The sequence below is a fragment of the Micromonospora sp. NBC_01740 genome, assembly GCF_035920365.1.
GTDB classification, from domain to species: domain Bacteria; phylum Actinomycetota; class Actinomycetes; order Mycobacteriales; family Micromonosporaceae; genus Micromonospora; species Micromonospora reichwaldensis.
Genome location: NZ_CP109150.1, coordinates 5,264,378 through 5,283,337 on the forward strand (window position 1 = coordinate 5,264,378; position 18,960 = coordinate 5,283,337).

Consider the following 18,960-nt stretch of genomic DNA (forward strand, 5'->3'; position numbering starts at 1 on the left):
GCCGCGCCCGGGCCGGCCGGCACAACGCGGAATCGGCGTCCGCAGCCGTCAGGGCTAGGATCCGGTGGTGGCCGATCAGGGGCTCATCCAGGACGACGAACGGTTGCGCCGCATCGAGGCCGTGACCGACGCGACGCTGTCCCGTCTCGACGCGGCCGACCTCTTCGACGAACTCCTCGACCGCGTCCGGGACCTGCTCGACGTCGACACGGCGGCCATCCTCATGCTGGACACGCACTCCCAGCAGCTCGTGGCCACCGCGGCCAAGGGGCTGGAGGAGGAGGTCCGGCAGGGGTTCCGCGTCTCCGTGGGCCGCGGGTTCGCCGGCCGGATCGCCCTGACCGGACGGCCGGTGATCATCGAGGAGGTCACCCCCGACGTCGTGGTCAACCCGGTCCTGCTGTCGATGGGGCTGCGGTCGCTGCTCGGCGTGCCGATGTTCGCCAGGGGCGAGCTGATCGGCGTGTTGCACGTGGGCACGCTGGGCCACCGCCGGTTCACCACCGACGACGTACGCCTGCTGGAGCTGGTCGCCGACCGGGCCAGCCTGGCCAACCTCGCCCGGTCCCACAACCTCGACCACAACGCCGCCCTCGCCCTGCAACGCAGCCTGCTGCCCGCCCGACTGCCCCGCCTGCCGGGCCTGGACATGGCCGCCCGGTACGTGCCCGGGCACGTCGCCGGAATCGGCGGCGACTGGTACGACGTGTTCGTCCTGCCCTCGGGCTGGCTGGGCCTGGTCATCGGCGACGTGTCGGGCCACGGCCTGCAGTCGGCCGTGGTCATGGGGCGCGTCCGCAGCGCGCTGCGCGCCTACGCGCTGGTCTGCGACGACCCGGCGGAGGCGTTGACGCTCCTCGACCGCAAGGTCAGCCACTTCGAGGCCGGAAACCTCACCACGGCGCTCTACGCCATGGTCTCCCCCGACCGGACCCGCATCCGGCTCTCCGCCGCCGGGCACCTGCGCCCCGTCCTCGCCGTGCCGGGCCAGCGGGGCGCGCCCGTCCCGGTCCACGCCGATCCCCCGCTCGGCACGGGTCGCCGGCCGCCGCCCCGGCAGCAGGCGGAGGTGGACTTCCCGCCGGGCGCGGTGCTCGTCTGCTTCACCGACGGCCTCGTCGAACGCCGCCACGAGGTCATCGACGTCGGTCTCGACCAGCTCGCCCATGTGGTCCGGCCGGCACCGGCCGAGCAGGTGTGCGCCGAGGTCATGGACGCCCTCGGCGCCGAGCAGCCGACCGACGACATCGCCATGCTCGTCGTCCACCGGCTCCTGACCCCGCACTGATCCGTCAGGCCGCCCGCGCCCAGGTGCGCCGTCCGGACGGACGACGCCACCCGCGTGGTCGCCGGCCCGTTTGGCGGGACGCGATCGCGGAAAGAGTGGCGGGCATGAAGTGGGCAAGCCGAGCCGTACCCGCCGCCGTCGCCGCCGTCGCGGCCCTCGCCGCGCGTGACCTGATCCAGCGCGACCACGCGTTGCTGCGTACCTTCCCGGTCCTCGGCCGGGCCCGGTACCTGCTGGAGTCCATCGGGCCGGAGCTGCGCCAGTACATCGTCGCGGGCAACAACGAGGAACGGCCGTTCACCCGCGACCAGCGCCGCTGGGTGTACGCGTCGGCGAAGCAGCAGAACAACTACTTCGGCTTCGGCACCGACAACGACATCGAATTCACGCCCGGATATCCGATCATCAAGCACCGCACCTTCGGCCGGGCCGTCCCGCCGTCGACACCGGGCGCCGGACACGACGTGCGACTGCCGTGCGCCAAGGTGCTCGGCGCCGCGCGGGGCCGCGCCCACGCGTTCCGGCCCGAGTCGGTGGTGAACATCTCCGGGATGAGCTTCGGCTCGTTGTCCGGCAACGCCGTCGAGGCGCTCAACCGGGGCGCCGCCCTGGCCGGCTGTTTCCAGAACACCGGCGAGGGCGGGCTGTCGCCGTACCACCGCAAGGGCGGTGACCTGGTCTTCCAGATCGGCACCGCGTACTTCGGCTGCCGCGACGAACGCGGCCGGTTCAGCCTGGACCGGCTCAGGGACCTGGTCGCCGGCGCGCCGGTGCGGGCGCTGGAGATCAAGCTCAGCCAGGGCGCGAAGCCCAGCCTCGGCGGCCTGCTGCCGGCGGCCAAGGTCTCCGCGGAGATCGCGGCGACCCGGGGCATCCCGCAGGGGCGCGACTGCGTCAGCCCGTCGCGGCACGCCGAGTTCTCCGACTGCGACAGCCTGCTCGACTGGGTGGAGCTGCTCGCCGCCGAGACGGGCCTGCCGGTAGGCATCAAGTCCGCGGTGGGCGACCTCGGCTTCTGGGAGGAGCTGACCACCCTGATGCGCGACACCGGGCGTGGGGTCGACTTCGTCACCATCGACGGCGGCGAGGGCGGCACCGGCGCCGCGCCACTGATCTTCACGGACTCGGTGTCGCTGCCGTTCCAGCAGGGCTTCACCCGGGTCTACAAGGTCTTCGCCGAGCGCGACCTGCACGAGCAGGTGGTGTTCGTCGGCGCCGGCAAGCTCGGCCTGCCCGACAACGCGGTGGTGGCGTTCGCGCTCGGCTGCGACATGGTCAACGTCGGCCGGGAGGCGATGCTGGCGATCGGCTGCATCCAGGCCCAGAAGTGCCACACCGACACCTGCCCCACCGGCGTCGCCACCCAGAACCAGTGGCTCGCCCGGGGCGTGGACCCGGGCTCGAAGTCGGTCCGCGCGGCCAACTACATCCGGACGCTGCGCCGCGACCTGGTCAAGGTCGCCGAGGCGTGCGGCGTCGAGCACCCGGGCCTCATCGACACCGACGCGATCGAGATCCTCGACGGCCGGACCGCCTCGCACCCCCTGCACGAGGTGTACGGCTACCGCCCCGGGTGGGGCCTGCCGTCCGCCGCCGACCGGGCGCAGATCGCCCGGCTGATGACGGCGGAGGCCCCGCAGGGCGGCACCGCCCCGCCGTCGCCGACCGCGATGTCCTGACCCGCCGCGACGCGCCGCACGAGTACGCGCGGAGTTCCTGGCCGCCGCGGGAGGACGCCTAGCATCGCCGGAATGTCGATCACCCCTCGGCGGTGCCGGATCCTGATGCTCGCCGCGGCCGTCCTCTTCGTGCTCGTCGCCCTCGTCGTGCGCGCGGCGGCCGGCGGCGGCCTCGAACAGCACTCCGGCACCGCGCTGTACGCCTGCGTGGTCTGGGCCGGCGTGTTGTTCCTCCGGCCGCGGCTGTCGCCGCCGGTGGCCGGCGCGGTCGCGGTCGCCTTCTGCTGGGCGGTCGAGTTGTCGCAGTTGACCGGGGTACCGGCGGCGCTGTCGGCGCGCAGCCCGCTGGCACGGCTCGCGCTCGGGGCGCAGTTCGACCCGGTCGATCTCGCCTGGTACCCGGTCGGGGTGCTCCCGCTGGTGGCGGTGCACCGGATCGTCGCCGCCCGCGCCCGGCGTCGGCGGACCACGGTGTGAGCGGGCGACGCCGTTAATGGCGCGCGTCGGGTGCACGACCGCACCTATCGTGGCCCGGTGCTGATCAGACGCGAGACCCCCGCCGACGTCGACGCGATCCGGGCGGTGCACCTGGCCGCCTTCGCCGACCCGGAGAAGCCGGACGCCGTACCCGTCGAGGCGGGGTTGGTGGACGCGCTGCGGGCGGACGACGGGTGGCTGCCGGCCCTCTCCCTCGTCGCGGCCGACGACGCCGGGCGGGTGGTCGGGCACGTGGTGTGCACCCGTGGCCGGGTCGCCGGCGAGCCGGTCGCGCTGGGGTTGGGCCCGCTCGGCGTGCTGCCGGACTGGCAGCGGCGCGGGGTCGGCTCCGCGCTGATGCACGCCGTGCTCGGCGCGGCCGACGCGCGCGAGGAGGCCCTGGTGGTGCTGCTCGGACACCCCGACTACTACCCGCGCTTCGGGTTCCGCCCGGCGGTCGACCTCGGCGTCACCCCGCCGCAGCCGTGGGGGCCGCGATACTTCATGGCCCGCCCGCTGAGCGCGTGGCGGTCGTCGATCCGCGGCGGGTTCAGCTACGCCCGCCCGTTCGACGAGCTGTAGGCCGTCGGTCGCGCGGTCACGGGCACACCTCCGAGGACGCTCGCCCGACGCTGTTCGGGCAGGTCAGTACCACCTTCGCGAGTCTGCGTGCGAACATGTGTTCGTGTCGCGAGAGGCCAGGATCCTGCACGCCGACCTGGACGCGTTCTACGCGTCGGTCGAGCAGCGGGACGATCCGCGCCTGCGCGGCCGGCCGGTGATCGTCGGCGGGGGCGTGGTCCTCGCGTGCAGCTACGAGGCGAAGGCCCGCGGCGTCCGCAGCGCGATGGGCGGCCGGCAGGCCCGGCGGCTCTGCCCCGAGGCGATCGTCGTGCCGCCGAGGATGGCGGCCTACACGGCGGCAAGCCGCGCGGTGTTCGAGATCTTCCGGCGGACCACCCCGATCGTCGAGGGGCTCTCCATCGACGAGGCGTTCCTCGACGTGGGCGGGCTGCGCCGGCTGGTCGGCCCGCCCGCCGACATCGCCGCCCGGCTGCGCCGGGACGTACGCGAGGAGGTCCGCCTGCCGATCACGGTGGGCGTGGCCCGCACGAAGTTCCTCGCCAAGGTGGCCAGCGGCGTCGCGAAGCCCGACGGACTGCTGGTCGTCCCGCCGGACGGGGAGCTGGCGTTCCTGCATCCGCTGCCGGTGGAGCGGCTGTGGGGCGTCGGGCCGGTGACCGCGACGAAGCTGCGCGAGCGGCGCATCCGTACGGTCGGGCAGGTCGCCCGCCTCGGCGAGGCGACGCTGGTCTCGCTGCTCGGCGCGGGCGCCGGTCGGCACCTGCACGCCCTGGCGCACAACCGCGACCCCCGGCCGGTGCAGGTCGGCCGCCGGCGCGGGTCGATGGGGGCGCAGCACGCCCTCGCCGCCGTTCCGCACTCCCCCGCCGAGTTGGAGGCGGTCCTCGCCGGCCTGGTCGACCGGGTGACCCGGCGGATGCGGGCGGCGACGCGGGCCGGCCGGACGGTGACGCTGCGCCTGCGGTTCGGCGACTACACCCGCGCGACCCGCTCCCACACGGTGGCCAAGGCGACCGCCCACACGGCCCCGCTGCTCGCCGCGGCGCGGGCGCTGCTGCGGGCCGCACTGCCCGAGATCGAACGGCGGGGCGTGACCCTGCTCGGCGTGTCGGTCGGGAACCTGGACGACTCCCCCGTCCAGCCGCCGCTGCCGTTCGACCGCGATCCGGGGGCGGACCTGGACGCGGCCGTGGACGCGGTCCGCGACCGGTTCGGGTCGGGGGCGCTCACCCGGGCGGTGCTGCTCGGCCGGGACCCCAGCCTGGAGATGCCGCTGCTGCCGGACTGAGCCCGGGGCGGCGAGTCAGGACGGGGGCAACGGCGGCAGGACGCTCTCCTCGTGGTCCAGCTCCCGCTCCAGGATGCGCATGTCGGCGTCGGCGAGGCGACCCGCGTCCCGCCAGGCGAGCAGTTCGTCCCGCTCGGCGGCGATCATCTCCCGGCGGGCCAGCAGGGCCGCCCGGTAGCGGTCGTCCACCGGCAGCACCTGGTCCTCGACGTGGGAGAGCAGTGCGACCCGTTCGGTGTAGCGCTTGTGCCGGCCCTCGGCGGCCCGGCGCAGCGGGGCGGCGACGTCGCGTACGCCCGGGTCGGCCTCGGCCAGGGCGGTCAGCCGGTCGAGGGCGGCCTGCACCGCCGCGGCGCGCGCCTCGTTGCGGGTCAACGCCCGGCTGACGGCGGTGCCCGGCAGCCGCAGCCGGCGCAGCAGCGGCGCGAAGGTCAGGCCCTGACCGACGAGCGTGACCAGCACGACCAGGTACGCGCAGAACAGCAGCAGGTCCCGGGCGGGCGTGCTCGCGGGCAGCGTGAACGCCGCTGCGAGGGTGATGACGCCCCGGGTGCCCGCCCAGCTCAGCGCGAGCAGTTCCCGACCGGACAACGGCGGGTTGTCGGGACGGGGGTCGCCGCCGAGGCGGGCGTGCATCCGGGCGGGCAGGTGCGCGGCGGCCAGCAGCCACAACGGACGCACCAGCAGCACGATGCCGACGGTGACGGCCCCCGCCGCGACGACGGTGCCGAGGTCGTAGGCGGCCAGCCCGCGTACGACGGCGGGCAACTGCTGGCCGATGAGCAGGAACACGTAGCCCTCGAGGAGGTACTCCACCAGGTGCCAGACCGAACGGGTCTGCAACCGCGCGCCGCTGGACTGCAGGGACGCGCTGCGGTGGCCCAGCCAGAGGCCGGCCACGACGACCGCCAGCACGCCGGAGACGTGCAGGCTCTCGGCCGCCACGTAGGCGGCGAACGGGGTGCCCAGGGACAGGGCGTTGTCGGTCAGCGGATCGGAGGCCATCTTCCGCAGGTACGCGATGACCCACGCGACGGCCATGCCGACGGCCAGCCCACCGGCGGCGACGAACAGGAAGTCGCCCACGGCGTGCCCGACGGAGAACCTGCCGCCGATCGCCGTCGCCACGGCGACCTGCAGGATCGTCAGGGCGGTCGCGTCGTTGAGCAGCCCCTCCCCCTCGACCAGCGTGGTCAGTCGGGGCGACATGCCGGCACGTCGGCCGATCGACAGCGCCGCCACCGGGTCCGGCGGGGAGACCGCCGCGCCGACCGCGATGGCGAAGCTCAGCGGGACGGCGGCCACCACCGCGTTGAGCCCGAAACCCACGGCGAGCGCCGTGACCAGGACGAGCGCCACCGACAGGCCGATCACGGTCCGGGCGTTGCGGCGCAGCGCGGTCAGGCTCGACTGCAGGGCGGCGCCGTAGAGCAGCGGGGGGATGACGAGGTAGAGCACGACCTCGGGATCGAGTTCCAGGTTCGGGCCGGGCAGGTAGCCGTAGCCGACCCCGGCGAGCACCAGCAGCACCGACGCCGGCAGGTGGGTGCGGCGCGCCACGGCGTTGGTCAGGACTACCACGACCAGGCCGCCGAGGGCCAACGCCACCAGCTCGCCCATCCCGCCGGTCCCTCCCGCTGTCGGCCTCCGCCCCGGCCATCACCGTAACCGATCATGCGGCGGTCGCCGGCGGGGCGCGCCTCCCCCCGCCCGGGGCGGGACGGCGGGCCCGCCACGCCCCGGGTGGGGGGCGGCAGGCGGCGGGGGTGCACCGGGTGGACCCCGACGCACCCCCCGTCAGTGACCCGGTCGTCAGCGCCTCGGCGGTACGGCGGTGCCCTTGCGGTAGTTGCGGCCGTTGCCGTCGGGGCGGTAGTTGTTCTCGACGTTGCCCGCCGAGTCCACCGAGAACCAGTGGATCCGCGTTCCCGCCGGGACGGTCAGCGTCTCGCCGCCCTCCCGGATGCCGGCCGAGCCGTAGAGCTTCGACGCGTACGTGGGGGCGGCGCGGTCGAGGGTGTAGAAGACGGCGGCCGGCTCGCTGGTGGAGAAGGTCACCTCCACCATGCCCGGCGTCGCGCTGGGCGCCACCGCGAGCGTGCTGCTCGGCCTGGTCCGGTCCCTGGCGAAGTCCCGGGCCACCCGCATCAGCTCGACCAGGCCGTTGGCGAACTCCAGCGCCTCGGCGTGCGCCTCGTCCCACTCGGGCTGGAAGGAGGTGCCGACCTCGAAGTTCCAGGCGTAGATGCCGTATTTGTACCAGAGCATGTCGCCGGAGTTGCCGGCCGCCGAGTAGAGCACGTCGGAGATCGGGCCGGTGCGCGCCGGGGTCACCGCCATGTTGCGGTGCCGCTTGATGGCGGCGAGGATCCGCGACGACGCGCCCCAGAACGCCGACTCCTCGGCGAGCGTCGGGCGGGGCGCCGAGACGCGGTCGGGCAGCGCGTACGCCCCCGGCGACCACATGAAGTAGTTGCCCGAGGAGTGCAGGTTCATCGAGAAGCGGATGTTGGGGCGGGAGGCCAGCCAGTCGAGGTTGCGGTTCTCGGGCTCGGAGAGCTCGCCCGGTCCGGCGTACGTGCCGCTGGTGCAGCTCGTCGACGCCCCCGAGTAGCCGTCGAAGAGGCTGTACTCGGTGTAGTTGCGGTTGTTGTCCACGCCCCAGGAGTTGCGGGCCAGGAAGTCGGCCGCACCGGTCGTCGGGCAGTGGTTGGTCATGTTCTTGCGCTGGGAGTTGAAGTCGTAGAAGGAGTAGTGGCCGCCGTCGGGGTTGATCGAGGGGGCGATCCAGATGTCGAGGCTGTCCAGCAACTGCCGGGTCCGCCCGTCGTGGGCGTAGTTGCGCAGCAGCCGCTCGGCGGTCTCGACGGTGACCAGCGGGGGGACCCACTCGCGGGCGTGTTCCTGCGCGTAGGCGAGCACGCCGAGCTTCGAGCCGTCGCGGTGCTTGCCGATGCGGATGGCGTACACCGGATGCGGGTCGCGGGAGACGCTCGCCGGCGCGCTCAGGCCGTCGCTGAGCGGGGTCCGCGCGGCCGGCGCGACCACGCCGCCGCCCGGGCTGCCCCGATAGGTGTACGCCCGCACGAGCGTCCCGGCCCCGGCGTTGAGCGCCGCGACGACCTGGGTGGCCGTGCTGGTCACCGCGCCCTCGCCGTCGGTGCCGAGCGTGACCCGTACGGCCGCGCCGGCAACGGTCACCGACAGCGGCGTGTCCCCCGCGCCCGGGTCGGCCAGTTCCACGGAGACGTCGTTGCCGCCCTCGTGCCCCCAGGCCAGCGAGTCCACCGCGACCCGGCTGTCGGTGGCGGTGCCCAGTACCGCCTGGGCGTGCCGCCGGTAGCCGTTGGTCCGGTGCGGCAGTTCGACGACCTCGGCCAGCCGGGGGAACTCGGCGGCCAGCTGGTGGATGCGCGCGTACAGCTCGGTCGGCGTCAGGTAGCTGGTGACGAAGTCCTTCTGGTATCCCGGGCCCTCGGGGCCGTCGCCGGAGGTGGGCAGCCACTCCCGGACCTCGGCCACGGCCACGTCGCCGGTCGGGCTGGTGATCCGGATCCGGTCGGGCCGGCTGGTCACGGGCGCGGCGCCACGGTGGTAGAGGTAGACCCCGGCGTCGACGAAGCGGGAGATCGTCTGCGTACCCCCGGAGCCGATCTCGGTGCCCGGGCCGCTGTCCCGCTCGACGGTGAGGGCGTCGGGGGCGGTCTGGCCCTGCGCCCACTTCGCCTCGACGGAGAGGATCTGGCTCGTGCCGGAGGTGTAGTAGTCCGCCCGGATGATCTTGACGTCGGAGGCGGCGGACGCGCTCGGGCCGCCCGTCGCGGCGGCGAACCGACGGTTCTGGGCGACGTGCCCGGCGATGGTCGCCTCGCGTTCGGCCACCCGGGCGCGGGCGTCGGCGGGACGGTGCAGCACCTTGCCGAGGGTGAAACCGGCCCTGGTCAGCGACGCGGCCTCGCTGGCGGTGACGACCGCGTGCGCGACGACCCCGTTCCCGGTGCGGGTGACGTGGTGGTCGAGGTCGACGCCGGTGGCGACGAGGGCGTCCAGTTGGGCGGTGCCGGCGAGCAGCACCTCGACGACGTCCGCCTCCTCGTCGGCGACGCGGACCAGCTCGACGGCGGGTACTGCGGCGGGCACGACGGCCGAGGCGGGGCTGACCAGCAGCACCACCGCCGTGGCGGCGGCGAGCGCGGCCGGGACGGGAAGGCGGCGTCGCCACCGGGGAGCTAGGGGATCACGCATGGGTCCGCCCTTCTGGTGTCGGCAGGGTGACCGGACGGGATGGCCGAGGGGGTCGCCCGGGTGCGCGGCTGCGCCCCGCCGGGCGCGCGCCGCGACTGCGGTGGCGCGACCCGGCGGAGCAGAGATGGCAGTGTCCGGTGGCGACGGACCGACGCCGCCGGACGCGGAAGCGTCGTCAGGCTGGTGGACGAGAGCCGTTCCGGTCGAGGTCGGTGGATTGAGTCATCCTCAGCGCACACAAAGTGATCTGTCAATCCCCGTCGATGTCCCGTCCGCACCGCCGGTCGACCCGCGGGGCCGCCCTGAGTAGGTGTGCTCACGCCCCACCCGGAGGCCACCCACATACTTACCCGAGCTGGTACGACAAGATCGCCGGGAGAAGGCCACAGGCATGACGAAGCAGCACCGACCGACGTCTCCGATCACCGCGCTCATCCTGGTCCTGTGCACCCCGGTGGCCGCCTGGTGGCTCATCGGGGACCTGACCGGCGACGAGGCCCGACGGCTCGCCGCCGAGGGCGTCGAGTTGGACTACGCGATCCGGCCGGTGAGCCTCGGTGCGGTGGGAGACCGGATCGTCGGCGTCCTGGCGTGCGTCGGCGTCGCCCTCGCGCTCGCCTGGTTGATCCGGGCCGCCGCACGCCGCCGGCTCGATCGCGGGTGGTGGTGGGTGCTGGCGCCGCTCGTCGCGGCCGGCGTCCTCCTCGGCCTCGCCTGGCGGGTGCTGACCGCCGGCGGGATCGGCGCCAACATCGGAGCGGGGCTCATGGTCATCGCGGGTGGACCGGCCCTGGCGGTCCTGCTGATCGTCGCCGCAGTCGCGGCGCTGCGGATGCGCCGGAACCGGCCGCCGCGAACCCCGCACCGCGCCGAGTGACGACCGGGCCGCCGGGGAGAACGGCCAAGAGCCTGCACCGGCGATCGGAGACGACCCTGTGACCCTCCCGCCCCCACCGCCGGGTGTCGATCCCCACGTCCGTCCGGAACGTCAGCCCGGGGCGTCACCCGGCCCCATGATCGCCGCAGCTGTCGCCGTGGTGGCCTCGTGCCTGTGCCTGCTGGGCCTGTTCGTCCACACGTACGGCGGCCACGACCGTCCAGGGCTGATCGACAGCCCCGAGGTGGCCGAGGTCGCGGAGCGCGCCTGCACCACCATGCGGGCCGCCGTGGCGGTACGGGCCGCACCACCACAAGCCGCGACGGAGGCCGAGGTACGCGCGATCCGGCAGCAGAACGACGCGGTGGTCGCCATGGTGGCAGAGGTACGACGCCTGGGAAAAGCCAGGCTGCGCGACGACCATCCGACCGCCGACTGGCTGTCGGACTGGGAGACCCTGGTCGACAGCCGGGAGCGCCATGCCGCAGCGCTGTCCGCCGGTCGCGAGCCCCGCTTCGTCGTTCCGGTCGTCGACGGGGTCGCGATCACCGACCGCATGAACTCGACCGGCCTGGTCTGCCAGGTGCCACCGCAACTGTTGGACCTGCCTTAGCCGCCGGCCCGTCTCGGCACGGCTGCTCCGTGATCTGGCTCACCCGGCCCCGGCCTGCGCGCCGTCCGGCGCCCTGTTGCGCAGCCTGGAAGGGGTGCCGAGGTTTCGCCGGCAGGCAAACTGGAGAAGGTGAAGATCGCACCTGCGCTCAAGGGGGATCAACTCGTGTCCGACACCACCGCCCGGTCCGACCGTCAGGCAGACCGTCCCGCCGAGGTGACCGACCCGCTGCTGTGGAAGCTCGCCCTCGACGTGGCCGACGCCCACGAGCCGGACGGGGACGGTGGTTGCCGCAACCTGCTCTGCGCGGGCCAGGCCTGGCCCTGCCCGGCCTGGAACAACGCTCAGCGCGCCCTGCGCATGGCCCGCACCGACTCCGGGCAGCCGTCGCCGCACGCGACACGGCCGGCTGGCGGCCAGGGCCGCTCCGACCTCTCGGTGCCCGGGTTGACGCAGCGCATCCGGCCGAACGACCCGCGGGCGGCGTCGGCAGCCTAGGCAGTGTGTCGTAGTGGTCGTGGTGACGCCGCAGGCCCTGGGGCACCCGCGTCGCGCGTCCCAGGTCGGTCGGTGCGACGGCCGGAGCAGGCAGTCCTGGCGGTGACGCCGGTCAGCCGTCCACGCGGTAACGCGCGAAGATCGTGCCCTGCGAGAAGGTGTGCTGGTCGAGCAGGGTCAGGTTGCGGCGGACGCGGTCGGGGAGGGCGCGCGTGCCACCGCCGACGAGCACCGGGCAGATGATGAGGCAGATCTCGTCGACCAGGCCGGCCCGGTGGGCCTGGGCGGCCAGGTTGGCTCCGCCGATCGCCAGGTCGCGCGTGGCGGACTCCTTGAGCGCGCGGACCGCCTCCGGGTCGAACGTGCGCTCGATGCGGGTGCGGGCGCTGCGCGGCTCCTCCAGCGTGGACGAATACACGATCTTGTCGGCGGAGCGCCAGATCTCGCTGTAGTCGAGGATGTAGTCGGGGTGGCCGGGCTGCTCGTGCGCGGTCTCCCAATAGGACATCACGTCGTAGAGCCGGCGGCCGTACAGGTGGGTGCCGATGCCCCGGTCCAGGTCGTTGAGGAAGCGGTGCACCTCCTCGACCGGCTCGCTCCAGCCGAACTTGCCGTTCTCGTCGTTGACGTAGCCGTCGAGGGACACGATGTCGGTGTTGATCAGCTTGGCCATCTCTCCGCCTAGGTGTCGGGTCGTCTCGTGCGACCGGGGGCAGCCTGGTGGCCAGTATGAGACGAGGGCCCGACAATCCGGCGGCCCGTCCGGGCCACCTGTCGGGCGGCTTCAGTCGTCGCGTCCGGCACCGCGATCGGGCGCGCTCATGTCCCCCGTCGCGGGCGTGCCGTCCGCGAGCCCGTAGCGCAGGTAGACGGTGCCCTTCGGGCCGGCCACCGGCGGTTCGAGCAGGGTGACGTTCGTGGGCACCGCGCCACCGTCGAACACCTTCTTCCCGACGCCGAGCACGATCGGGTGCACCCAGAGGTCGAGACGGTCGAAGAGCTTCTCGCGCAGGAGGGTCTGCACCAGGTCCAGGCTCCCGACGACCTTCACGTGTTCGTGCCGGTCGCGGATCTCGCGTACCGCGGCGGCCAGATCCGGGCCGAGCTGCGTGGACCCGGCCCACGAGAGGTCGGGCCTGCCGCGGGAGGCCACGTACTTCGGGACCCGGTTGAAGAGCGTGGCGATCTCGTCGTCCTCGCCGCCCTCCTGGTGCGGCCAGTAGGCGGCGAAGATGTCGTACGTCCGCCGGCCGAGCAGGAGGGCGTCGGTGCCCTCGTAGGCGGCACCGACCTGCGCCCCGGAGACCGCGTCCAGCAGGGGCGCCTGCCAGCCGCCGAACGGGAACCCCACCGGGTCCTCGTCGGGGCCACCGGGCGCCTGCCCGACGAGGTCGAGGGTCGCGAACAGTTCGATGTGGATCAGGCCCACGTCCCACCCCCGGTGAGTTGGTGTTGGATCCGGCACTCGGCACTCACGATAGGTCACGGACCGGGTCTGGACGGGTGACCGCGCGCCCTGCGGCGTGCCGAGCGAAGATCTCGCGGACGGCGGGCAGCTCGTCGCCCTCGTCGGCGTCGACGTACCAGCCGTGCTCCGTGTCCGCGACGACGGCCTCCGGGGTGAGGAAGTCCCGGCCGAAGCGGTAGACGCCCAGGCAGTAGGCGAACTCGGATCCGATCATCGGGTCGATGCCGGTCTCGTCGCAGTGGTCCAGCAGGCCTTCGGCGACCCGCCACTGCTCGCCGTCGAACCAGAACACGCCGCAGGCCCAGTGGATCGTGCGGCCGGTCGGCACGTCGACGACGGCGCCGAACCGCTTGTTCGCCGGACGGTCGCGCACCAGGCGGACCAGGTCCTCGGGGACGTCGCCGTAGAGCGCCTCCTGCGCGGCGTACTCGTCCCAGCCCACGCTGAGATCCGCCTCGGGGCCGAAAGTCAGCAGCAGCGCGCGCCCGTCCGGGACGAAGTGCCACACGGTCGACTGCCCACCGCCGTCGTCCCAGGCGAACCGTTCCGCCCCGTCGACAGTGGTCGGCGCGTGGAAGGTGAGCTTGCTGACGATCGCCGCGCGCCGGCGCACCTCGTCGATCGGGGTGGCGCACAGCGCGTGCCAGGTCTCGTCCATGGGCAGCCATGGTAGCCACCGCGGGGGCGACGCCCGACCCGCGAGCGGCGACGCGCGGGCCGGTCGGCCGGGTGGCCGGCCCCGTCGGGGCCGGCCACCGGTGGCGTCAGCGCCAGGTGTCGGTGCGGGTGTGGGTGCCGCCCGCCGGGGTGGTGAAGCTCCGGTTGCCGCCGGACTCCCAGGTGACGGAGCCGTCGGCGTTCTTCTTCAGGTACTTGTACTCGACGGCGGTGTTCGGCGGCAGGCTGACGGTGGCCCGCCAGATCGGGTAGTCGGCCGGGGAGAGCGCGACGGCGTTCGCGGGGTTCCAGCCGCCGAGGGCGGGCAGGTTGCCGACGACGTACACGTTCTGGCCGAATGAGGTGGTGGCGGTGGCGTGGAAGGCGGTGGCGACCGGCCCGGCGGTGTCGCCGCGGAAGGTCTCGGTGACGGTGTGGATGCCGCCCGCCGGGGTGGTGAGGCTCCGGTTCGCGCCGGACTCCCAGGTGACGACCCCGGCCGCGGTCTTCTTGATGAACTTGTACTCGACGGTGGCGGACCGGGGCAGGTCGACCACGCCGCGGAACACCCCACCGGCGGCGGGTAGCCGCACCGCGTTCGCCGGCGCCCAGTTGCCCAGCGCCGGGACGCCGCCGACGACGTAGACCTCCTGGCCGGCGGCCACGGTGGCGGTGACGGTGAAGGTCGTGGCGACGGTGTCCCCCACGGGCCCCGGCACGTAGGCGTCGGTCCGGGTCGTCGTACCGCCGGCGGGGGTGGTGAAGGTGCGGCTGGCGGCCTCCTGCTCGACCACCGTGGTTCCGCTCTTGACCAGGTACCGGTAGGAGACGGCGGTGGCCGCCGGCAGGTCGACGGTAGTGGTCCAGGAGCCGGTGGCGGTGCGGGTGAGCGGCACGGAGCTGGCCGGGTTGCCGTTGCCGAGCGCGGGGGTGTCGCCCACGAGGTGCAGCGTGCGGTCGGCGGGCAGCGCGGCGGTGGCGGTGAACGTGGTGGCCACCTTCGCGGCAGGGCCGCCCCGGGCGTTGGCGTGGATGGCGACCGCGCCGTTGGCGGGGATGGTGACGGTGGCCCGGCCGCCGGTCACGGTGACCGTGGCGCCGGTGCACCCGGCGGCGGTGGCGGCGCCGGAGATGACGTCGCAGTACGCGCCGTCGGCGAGGCCGGTGACGAACTGGGCGGTGCTGGCGGCGGCGGAGTCGTTGATGCCGATCCACCCGCGGTCGCCCCGATGGAAGCCGATGACGTTGCTGTTGACGACCGTGAAGTCCGAGATGGTCTTGACGTTGCGGGCGGTGTTGGCCCAGCCGACCATGCCCTTGATCCCGGTGGACCGGGTCAGGCAGGTCCAGGCGCCGCCGCAGACGGTGTCGGTCACGTGGCCGCTGCCGGTGGCCGGCGGCGACTCGTTGCGGTTCGACCAGGTGAAGCTGTCGTAGACCGAGGGCTTGCCGTGCGGGTACGCCAGCGCGAAGTAGTTGGCCAGGGTGTAGTCGCTGCCGTTCTTGTAGGACAGCACCACCCCGTCGCGTTCGAGGTCGTGGTTGGTGACCATGGCGAAGACGTTGGCGCTGGGCGCGTCGAGGTTCCAGTTGGGAACGTTGGCGAGGTTCGCGATGGAGCCCTGGAAGCTGGAGCGCAGGCCCTTGGCGTACCCGAAGTCGAGCACGTCGCCGTTGCCGATGAACGCCCGCGCCTTGAGCGCGTCGTTGGAGGCGCCGTCGAAGATCTCCTGGGCGACGTACGGGCGCTTGTTCTCCGCGACGGTGTTGTTCAGCTTGCCGAGGATGGCCGCGAAGTCGGCCTTCTTGACGTGCTTGACCGCGTCGACGCGGAACCCGTCCACGCCCAGTCCGATGAGGTCGTTGAGGTACGCGGCGATCTTGTTGCGGACCTGTTCCTTCTCGGTGTACAGGTCGGACAGCGAGAGCAGCTCGCAGCTGGTCACCTGGGACTCGTTGTTCCAGTCGGTGATGCCGCCGGAGGTCGGGCAGTTGTCGCCGGGGTGGTGGAAGTCGCCGTGGCCGTACGGCACCGCCGGGTAGTCGTAGCCGGTGAAGGTGGTGCCGGCGTAGCCGACGGTGCCGGCCGCGTTGTTGACGCCGGCCATGTGGTTGACGACCGCGTCGACGTAGACGCGCACGCCGGCGGCGTGGCACGCCGTGACCATGGCGGCGAACTGCTGGCGGTTGCCGAACCGGCTGTCCAGCTTGTAGGACACGGGCTGGTACACCTCGTACCAGGGGTGCGCCCCGTCGGCGCTGTTGGGCAGGCTCACCGACTCCTGGGGCGGCGCGACCTGGACGGCGCCGTAGCCCGCGGGGCCGAGGTGGTCGGTGCAGGCCGCGGCGACCGAGTTCCAGTTCCACTCCCACAGGTTGGCCGTCACCTCGCTGTCGTTGAGGGCGACGGCGGCGTGGGCGGGCGCGGCGGCGGTCGCCACGAGCGGGGTGGCGCCGGACGCGACGACGACGGCGGCGAGGAGCAGGCGGGAGATGCGGGCGCGTAGGGGCGGTGTCGATCGTGCCATGACAGAAGGACCTACTTCCGGGGACGAAGAGGCACTGACGAGAGGACGGCCGTCCGGGTAGCAAAGACAATGCTCGATCGACAGCAGGCCCTGCAATACCTTGCAGCAAACTTCTCGAAATTTCATGGCAACATTGCCGATGGGCCCCGACAGGTCTCGTCCATAGCCCCCAAAAGCCACGGAGCCGACGATCCATGGTGGATCGTCGGCTCCGCGCTCTGCAAGTCCTTGCAAGGGCCGCCGGGCCCGACGGCGGCACCGGCCGGGCCGGTCAGCGGGGGGTCGGCACCGCCTCGCGGGCGAGGATGACCGCGCCGAGCAACGCGGCGTCGTCGGCGAACCGCGACAGCACCACCTCCGGCGGGTACGGAAGGACCGCCGCCATCCGCTCCCCCAGCAGGCCGCGGATCAACGCGTTGCCGGCCACCCCGCCGACCAGCACCACCCGCTGCGGGTCGAGCAGCAGGCAGCAGGTGACCAGGTGCCGGGCCAGCTCGTCGGCGCGGGCGGTCAGCGCGTCCCGGGACGGGCCGGGCCGCTCGGCGGCGGCGGCCAGCCCCCGCGCTCCGCCCGGCACGCCGAGCGACTCGGCGAGCCGGTCCAGCGCCCGGCCGGAGAAGCCCAGCTCCAGCATCGTGCCCGGCCACGGGCCACCGGCCACGGCGTACCCGATCTCGCCGGCCGCCCCGTGGTGGCCGGCCAGCACCGACCCGCGGACCGTGACCGCCGCCGCCACGCCGGTGCCCAGGCCCACCACCAGGCCGGGGTCGGCGTCGCGGAGCGCGCCGAGCCGCAGCTCGGCCAGGGCGGCGGCGTTCAGGTCGTTGTCGACCGCCACCGCCGGCACCGCCAGGCGGTCCCGGACCGCGTCGGCCAGGCGCAGCCCGTCCCAGCCGGGCACGTTCGGCGCCAGGTCGATGCCGTCGGAGCGGACCACGCCGGGCGAGGCGATCCCGGCCGCCGCGACCGGCGCGCCGACCTCCCCCACCAGCTTCGCGGCCAGCGCCAGGGCGCGGTCCAGGGCCTGCGGGGCACCCCGCTCGGCGTACGTCGGCACCCGCTCGCGGGCCAGCAGCCGGCCCTCGCCGTCGGCCACCCCGACCGCCATCTTGGTGCCGCCGAAGTCGATGCCGAGCAGCACGCCCGCGTCGCCGGCCGGCGACGCGGACTGGGCGGCCCGGCCGGCGAGTCGCACGCTCACCGGACCACCTCCACGCCCCCGGCCGCCGCGTCCCGCGCGCTCATCGGGCCGCCCCCTGCGCGGCGACCGCGTCCAGCGCCTCGTCGGCGGCGGCGAGGCGGTCGCGGACGGCGGCCAGCCGGCCGGCGACGGCGTCGAACGTGCCGCGCAGCACCGCCACCTGGGCCCGCACCGCGTCCGCGCCGGGGCCGTCCACCTGGGCGCGGTCGAGCACCAGTTCCGGGCGTACGGCGGCGGCGATCAGGTCGGCGACGGCGTCGTCGTCGAGCCCGTCGGCGATCCCCTCCGCCGCCGCCCGGACGGTCTGCGCGGTCCAGGTGGCCGGGGACCCGCCCCGGACCAGTCGGCCGACGACCGAGTGAGCGGCCCGGAACGGCACCCCGTGCCGGGTCAGCGCGTCGGCCGCGGCGGTGGTGGTGGCGCCGGAGGCGACGATCTCCTCGGCCGACGGCGGCTCCAGCGGCTCGATCTCGGCGAGGAAGCCGCCGAGCAGGGCGAAGAACCGGTCGGTGCGGTCGTTGCTCTCCCAGAGCCGCACCTGCACGTCGGTGGTGGCGTTGTTGGAGTCCTCCCACCAGGCGGCGCCGACGTTGTTGAGCACGCTGGCGGCGTCGGCGGCGGTGGCGCCGGCCATCGAGACGAGGTGCTCCAGCACCACCGGGTTGCGCTTCTGCGGCATGATGCTGCTGCCCTGGGTGAAGTCGCCGGGCGTGCTCACCCAGCGCCAGCTCAGCCAGTCCATGAGGGTGCGGGCCAGCCGGGCGCCGGTCGCGAGGGCCTGGGCGTTGAGGGTGCCGACCCGCACGAGGTGGTCGGCGCCGGCCACCGCCTCGTACGAGTTGGTGACCAGGCCGTCGAAGCCGAGCAGCTCGGCCACCCGGGCGGGGGCGATGTCCAGGTCGGTGCCCGCGAAGGCGCAGGAGCCCAGCGGCGAGACGTTGAGCTGGTCGATCAGCTCGGCGTAGGCGACGGCCTCCCCGGCGAGGGCCTCGGCGTAGCCGGCGAGGGCGTGCCCGATGGTGGTGGGCTGCGCCGGCCGGCGGTGGGTGTAGCCGGTGATCACCACGTCGGCGTACCGGTGCGCGGAGTCCAGTGCGGTCGCGCCGGCGGCGAGCACCCGGTCGAGCACGCCGAGGAGCTGCTCGCGCAGCAGCATCCGGAACACCCCGGCGTCGAGGTCGTTGCGGCTGCGGGCCATCTGCACGTCGAGCTCGGAGGTGGGGATGCCGCACGCCTGCGCCAGCCGCTTCTCCATCAGGTAGTAGGTGTCCTCGAAGGTGCCGTCGAACTCCGGCGCGCCGGAGGTGTCGGCGCGCAGCTCGGCCAGCCCGCGCAGCAGCCGGGCGCCCCGCTCGGCGGGCACCAGCCCCTGCTCGACCAGCATCACCACGTGGGCCTGGCTGGCCCGCACCATCGCCGGGAAGAGGTACCCGACGTGGTGGTCGTAGGTCGGCCGGAGGTGGTGCCGCTGATAGGTGGTCAGCGCGGGTGTGCTCATGACGGTCTCTACTTCCTTCCGTGCCGGGCTCGGCGTCGCGCGCCGCTCCCGGGCGTCA

Annotated in this window: 16 protein-coding genes; 8 read left to right on the forward strand and 8 right to left on the reverse strand. The window is 73.8% G+C overall.

The window, feature by feature from the left end:
- Positions 1-67 precede the first annotated feature (67 nt).
- The 5 genes from OG989_RS23430 (at position 68) to dinB (ending at position 5,317) form a co-directional block, all read left to right on the forward strand.
- Positions 68-1,288 (forward strand): PP2C family protein-serine/threonine phosphatase, encoded by a 1,221-nt coding sequence (locus tag OG989_RS23430; RefSeq protein WP_151456290.1) that lies wholly within the window; start codon positions 68-70, stop codon positions 1,286-1,288.
- A gap of 104 nt (positions 1,289-1,392) precedes the next feature.
- The gene (locus tag OG989_RS23435; RefSeq protein ID WP_151456289.1) at positions 1,393-2,967 is read left to right on the forward strand and encodes an FMN-binding glutamate synthase family protein; all 1,575 of its coding nucleotides are present in this window, start codon (positions 1,393-1,395) and stop codon (positions 2,965-2,967) included.
- Between the two features lie 72 nt (positions 2,968-3,039).
- Positions 3,040-3,444, forward strand: coding sequence for a ribosomal maturation YjgA family protein (locus tag OG989_RS23440; protein WP_327028460.1), 405 nt, complete (start codon positions 3,040-3,042; stop codon positions 3,442-3,444).
- Positions 3,445-3,501: 57 nt separating this feature from the next.
- A complete protein-coding gene (locus OG989_RS23445) occupies positions 3,502-4,026 on the forward strand; it encodes a GNAT family N-acetyltransferase (protein ID WP_327028461.1) in 525 nt (174 codons plus the stop codon).
- Positions 4,027-4,129: 103 nt separating this feature from the next.
- On the forward strand, positions 4,130-5,317 hold the full coding sequence (dinB, locus tag OG989_RS23450; RefSeq protein ID WP_327028462.1) for a DNA polymerase IV: 1,188 nt from the start codon (positions 4,130-4,132) through the stop codon (positions 5,315-5,317).
- Positions 5,318-5,332: 15 nt separating this feature from the next.
- On the opposite strand, the gene OG989_RS23455 is transcribed toward dinB, so the two are convergent.
- Positions 5,333-6,937 carry a Na+/H+ antiporter gene (locus OG989_RS23455; protein ID WP_151456285.1) on the reverse strand — a complete coding sequence of 535 codons (1,605 nt, stop codon included), beginning with the start codon at positions 6,935-6,937 and terminating at the stop codon, positions 5,333-5,335.
- 192 nt (positions 6,938-7,129) lie between these two features.
- A complete protein-coding gene (locus OG989_RS23460; protein WP_327028463.1) occupies positions 7,130-9,562 on the reverse strand; it encodes a M14 family metallopeptidase in 2,433 nt (810 codons plus the stop codon).
- Between the two features lie 391 nt (positions 9,563-9,953).
- Here OG989_RS23460 and OG989_RS23465 point away from each other — a divergent pair, with 391 nt between their 5' ends.
- The 3 genes from OG989_RS23465 to OG989_RS23475 all read left to right on the forward strand — a co-directional run bounded on the left by OG989_RS23465 (position 9,954) and on the right by OG989_RS23475 (position 11,550).
- Positions 9,954-10,439, forward strand: coding sequence for a hypothetical protein (locus tag OG989_RS23465; RefSeq protein WP_327028464.1), 486 nt, complete (start codon positions 9,954-9,956; stop codon positions 10,437-10,439).
- Between the two features lie 136 nt (positions 10,440-10,575).
- Positions 10,576-11,052 (forward strand): hypothetical protein, encoded by a 477-nt coding sequence (locus OG989_RS23470; protein WP_327028465.1) that lies wholly within the window; start codon positions 10,576-10,578, stop codon positions 11,050-11,052.
- 129 nt (positions 11,053-11,181) lie between these two features.
- Entirely contained in the window at positions 11,182-11,550 is a 369-nt protein-coding gene (locus OG989_RS23475) for a hypothetical protein (protein WP_370518954.1), read from the forward strand.
- Positions 11,551-11,662: 112 nt separating this feature from the next.
- Here the strand turns inward: OG989_RS23475 and OG989_RS23480 are convergent, their stop codons facing one another.
- From OG989_RS23480 to OG989_RS23505, 6 genes are all read right to left on the reverse strand, one after another.
- Positions 11,663-12,223, reverse strand: a complete 561-nt coding sequence (locus tag OG989_RS23480) for a dihydrofolate reductase family protein (protein WP_151454954.1) — start codon at positions 12,221-12,223, stop codon at positions 11,663-11,665.
- Positions 12,224-12,334: 111 nt separating this feature from the next.
- The gene (locus OG989_RS23485) at positions 12,335-12,979 is read right to left on the reverse strand and encodes a dihydrofolate reductase family protein (RefSeq protein WP_151454955.1); all 645 of its coding nucleotides are present in this window, start codon (positions 12,977-12,979) and stop codon (positions 12,335-12,337) included.
- Between the two features lie 43 nt (positions 12,980-13,022).
- Entirely contained in the window at positions 13,023-13,676 is a 654-nt protein-coding gene (locus tag OG989_RS23490; protein ID WP_151454956.1) for a hypothetical protein, read from the reverse strand.
- A gap of 106 nt (positions 13,677-13,782) precedes the next feature.
- A complete protein-coding gene (locus OG989_RS23495; protein WP_327028466.1) occupies positions 13,783-16,203 on the reverse strand; it encodes a carbohydrate-binding module family 20 domain-containing protein in 2,421 nt (806 codons plus the stop codon).
- 271 nt (positions 16,204-16,474) lie between these two features.
- On the reverse strand, positions 16,475-17,404 hold the full coding sequence (locus OG989_RS23500; RefSeq protein WP_225852232.1) for an ROK family protein: 930 nt from the start codon (positions 17,402-17,404) through the stop codon (positions 16,475-16,477).
- Positions 17,405-17,444: 40 nt separating this feature from the next.
- Positions 17,445-18,902: an argininosuccinate lyase gene (locus tag OG989_RS23505; protein ID WP_327028467.1), complete on the reverse strand. Its 1,458-nt coding sequence runs from the start codon at positions 18,900-18,902 to the stop codon at positions 17,445-17,447.
- Positions 18,903-18,960 lie beyond the last annotated feature (58 nt).

Excerpts from the sequence above, each read along its gene's own strand:
- OG989_RS23455 (WP_151456285.1), bottom strand. The coding sequence starts at position 6,937 with ATGGGCGAGCTGGTGGCGTTGGCCCTCGGCGGCCTGGTCGTGGTAGTC.
- OG989_RS23465 (WP_327028464.1), top strand. The coding sequence starts at position 9,954 with ATGACGAAGCAGCACCGACCGACGTCTCCGATCACCGCGCTCATCCTG.
- OG989_RS23440 (WP_327028460.1), top strand. The coding sequence starts at position 3,040 with ATGTCGATCACCCCTCGGCGGTGCCGGATCCTGATGCTCGCCGCGGCC.
- OG989_RS23470 (WP_327028465.1), top strand. The coding sequence starts at position 10,576 with ATGATCGCCGCAGCTGTCGCCGTGGTGGCCTCGTGCCTGTGCCTGCTG.
- OG989_RS23460 (WP_327028463.1), bottom strand. The coding sequence starts at position 9,562 with ATGCGTGATCCCCTAGCTCCCCGGTGGCGACGCCGCCTTCCCGTCCCG.
- OG989_RS23505 (WP_327028467.1), bottom strand. The coding sequence starts at position 18,902 with ATGAGCACACCCGCGCTGACCACCTATCAGCGGCACCACCTCCGGCCG.
- OG989_RS23480 (WP_151454954.1), bottom strand. The coding sequence starts at position 12,223 with ATGGCCAAGCTGATCAACACCGACATCGTGTCCCTCGACGGCTACGTC.
- OG989_RS23490 (WP_151454956.1), bottom strand. The coding sequence starts at position 13,676 with ATGGACGAGACCTGGCACGCGCTGTGCGCCACCCCGATCGACGAGGTG.
- OG989_RS23495 (WP_327028466.1), bottom strand. The coding sequence starts at position 16,203 with ATGGCACGATCGACACCGCCCCTACGCGCCCGCATCTCCCGCCTGCTC.
- OG989_RS23435 (WP_151456289.1), top strand. The coding sequence starts at position 1,393 with ATGAAGTGGGCAAGCCGAGCCGTACCCGCCGCCGTCGCCGCCGTCGCG.